Raw genomic sequence first — 3,421 nt, 5'->3', positions numbered from 1 at the left:
AGGGCTACAACCGCCTGGTCAAACAGGTCAAACGATCCGCGTTTAACCGGCCCTCGGGCCTGGGTCAACCCGTGTGTCGGGTTTGAGGTTGTCGAGGTGCCGTTGGATGCTGGCGACGACGCGGGCGTGGCGGGCGACTTCACTGTCCCAACCGCGTGCGTGGGCGTCATCACGGAGTACTCTCTCGTCGGAGAGTTGTTGCTCCAGCTGAGGTACGAATTCTGTTGTGGTGGTGAAGTTGTCACACTGCTCGCAAATGTTTGCGTAGGGGCAGGCTTCTGCTGCGAGGTGCCGCGAGCAGTATCCGTGCGCTACGCGGGTCTTGATCATCTCGCTGTGCAGCCACTCGATTCGGTCCGGGATGACTGCTTTGTCACCGATGACCAGGGGAAGTTCTCTGGTGGCATGGAGCCGGTTCATGGCGGCCTCGTATGCGCCGTGGACGCTGCTGTTGGCGAGGTGGGCGTATCGGATGGTCATCTCGGGTCGAGAGTGACCCAGTAGTGCCATCAGTGCCTGCAGGCTCATTCCGGCGTTGACCAGAGAGGTTGCGTAGGTGTGGCGCAGTTGGTGTGGTGTGACAGTGAGGTAGGCGCCGTCGGGGCCGAGGAGATCGGCGGCCCGGATTGCGTCGGCGAGTCCCCGGCGGATGCGGGATCCCCCGATTCTGGCACCGCGAATCGTGAACAAGAAGTCTGTCGAGCGGCCATCTCGGGGGTGCGGGAGGGATCTGGCCTTGCCCCGAATCGACATCCACTCGTCGAGGCAGGCGAGGGTGATGTCGTCGAGTGGTACGACGCGTTCGGTGTTGAGTTTGCCTAGCGGCACTTTGAGCCAGGTCCCGTGCCCGGGCAGATCCCACAGGCAGTTCAGTTCGAGATCGAGGAGCTCACCGAGACGAAGACCCGTGCCGCGCAGGATCGTGATGCCCGCGCGGGCGGCGACATCGTCGAGGTCAGCGACTGCGGCCATCAACGCCCGGTCGGTGTCGGTGGCGAGTGCCCGCGGAAGTGGGTGGGTCTTGCGCGGAATATCGCCGCGGTGAATCAGTAGGGAACGCGCACTCTGCTGCCACCCCCAGGCGGCGATATCGTCGAAGAATCCGCGAAGATCGATGACGGTATGCGCATGGTGAACACTGGAAATGGATTGGCCGCGTCTGCCTCTGCCCCGGGATGCTCGGTGAGCGTTGTATGCAAGGAACTCTTCGATGTGGGTACGCGTCAACTCGGGAATGCCGGCGATGTCAGGATGATTCTCGGCGAGCCAGCATGTAAATCCGGTCAGGCTTTCTGCCCGCGATATCACGGTCTTCGGCCGAAGAATGGTATCGACGGTACTCAGGTAATGTGCGATCACCTCGCGAATCGCGGGTTGCGGAACACCGGAAGCGCGCTCGGCGGGGGTGCAGCGGCGAGTGTTGGGGTGCTCGGGGGCATCGGCAATGAGACCGAGCTGGAAGCACAGGGCGCGCAGGCCATGATTCTGGCTTGTCAGGTGTGTCTTGCCTATCCGAGGCACGATCATCGAGTTGGCGATCTCGTTGTCGACCGAATCGAGGTCAGCGCGGGTGATGTCGTGGAGGGTGACGGCCTGGGTAAGTCCGAGCAAAGGATAGGCGTTCGCGATGATCCGTTGCATCCAGTTGGCATTCCATCTGAATGCCTGTGCTGCACAGGATAATTTGTTTATGTCATCTCGATGCAGCGCAGACCAGAGACTGAAGTGCGCTCCCTTGCCCTTCGCAGCGATCATCTCCACGTCCGGGACGATGCGTGTGGTGGCAAAACACCAGGACAGAAACGTCCATGCATCGAGTCGGCGTACGAGCGTGAGTCTGTCGAGGGTCGGGGTGCGCATCCATTCCTCGAGGTCGGTGACCTGATCGAGGAACGTGTGCGCTTGGCGTCTGCGGATGTGTTTGGTCATCTCGGCGCACTCGAGGGTGTCGACGTGGCAGGCGTAGTCGTCGAGTAGTTCGATGGTGTTGCACACGTGGGGCTTTCGAATCAACGCATGTGTGCTCATGGCTGCTCCATTCGCGTACGTGCCGCCGCGTATTCGGCGGCGAGAACGCCAGTCGAGAGGTGCACGTATCCGGCAGTCGTCTCCGGGGACGCGTGACCCATTAGCTCGCGAAGGACCAGTAAATCGATTCCTGCAGATGCTAATTCAGTTCCGTAAGTGTGTCGGAGGCGGTGAGGTCGCACCCGAGGCGTGCCGGCCCTCGCTCTATGTGTGCGGAAGATCCTGCGCATCCCGGCCTCGGTCATGGCGTGTCCCCTTGTCGGACCGCGCAGCACCACAAAACATTCGACTGTGCGGGCGCCAGCTGGTCGTTCTGTGCGCAAATAGATAGCGAGCTCAGTAAAGAACGACTGATCGACCGGGACTGCGCGTTCCTTCCCGCCTTTGCCGACCACGCGTATCCGCCGCAGCCCGAAGTCGACATCGGCGAGGCGTAATCCGCGGACTTCCATCGCCCGCAACCCACCAAGGAGCATCAACAGTGCCATGGCCCGATCACGTGATGTTCCGAGATCAGCAATGAATACCGCTACATCACGCGCAGGCAGAGACTCCGGCAGTCGTTTCGGTGCGCGAACGAGCCTGCCGGTGCCGCGGTCACCCCGGCCGGCGCCGAGGTGACCGAGCATGCCGCGGCGCAGCATTCGCATCCCACTCGTTCGACGGGCGGCCGGGACGGGACTACGTGCACATTCACCAGCAATGACGGCGTATTCGAACAACCCCCGCACCGCAGCGACACGACGGTTCATCGTTGCAGGCGCGGCGCCGGTTCGACTCGACAGTTGCACCACAACCGCCGATTTCGTTGATCCGCTTGGTTTCCTCTGCCAGTCGAGGTAACCGAAGAGATCGGTGGGCACCACTTCGCTGAGACGAAGTGAACTCACGGTCAGGAAACGCAGAAAATTGAGCAGGTCGTAAGCGTATGCGCGCCGCGTCGCGGTTGAGAAATTGCGGATGCTCAGGTGCTCGAGGAACGCGTTGACGACATCGATATCCGCGCTGGCCCCCTCCAACCGATGTCCGGTTGAATCAGCAACCACTTTCAGTCCCATGATGCCTCCTCGAGCAGCACTTTCATCAGTGTCGCCCCCATCGACCGCATCATGCTGGACCTCAGCATTTACCGCGTGTCGGACCGGCAAGGGCCGGTTAACCTATAGCGGCTTCAGAAACGTCGACAACTCGGCCCGTCGGATACGGTTTCATACGACCCGCTCCGCGCGGGCCAACATTCAGACTTCTTGCTGAGCTGCCCGGTTAAACCTGAATGCACCGATGCGCTGACTCGCTCGGTCTGAATCGTGTTGCGTGGTATCGGGTGGGGTGTGGGCGTGATTGTTCGGCCGATCTCGGGTATCGACTTGTTCCACTGTGGTTTTCGTCTCGT

At 61.3% G+C, this 3,421-nt stretch carries 2 protein-coding genes; both read right to left on the bottom strand.

Annotated elements, in window-relative coordinates; all coding sequences use genetic code 11:
- Positions 1–42: 42 nt before the first annotated feature.
- Positions 43–2,028, bottom strand: coding sequence for a site-specific integrase (locus QMK32_RS25030; protein ID WP_283478271.1), 1,986 nt, complete (start codon positions 2,026–2,028; stop codon positions 43–45).
- Complete coding sequence (locus QMK32_RS25025) at positions 2,025–3,086, bottom strand: tyrosine-type recombinase/integrase (protein WP_283478270.1); 1,062 nt, start codon at positions 3,084–3,086, stop codon at positions 2,025–2,027. Before QMK32_RS25025 ends, QMK32_RS25030 begins: the two co-directional genes overlap by 4 nt.
- Between the last annotated feature and the right edge of the window lie 335 nt (positions 3,087–3,421).

Source organism: Rhodococcus sp. H29-C3, assembly GCF_030063405.1.
GTDB lineage: Bacteria > Actinomycetota > Actinomycetes > Mycobacteriales > Mycobacteriaceae > Rhodococcoides.
This window is presented reverse-complemented; position numbering and strand designations above follow the sequence as displayed.

Bases quoted from the DNA above. Each gene is read 5' to 3' on its own strand.
- QMK32_RS25030 (WP_283478271.1), bottom strand. From the start codon at position 2,028: ATGAGCACACATGCGTTGATTCGAAAGCCCCACGTGTGCAACACCATC.
- QMK32_RS25025 (WP_283478270.1), bottom strand. From the start codon at position 3,086: ATGGGACTGAAAGTGGTTGCTGATTCAACCGGACATCGGTTGGAGGGG.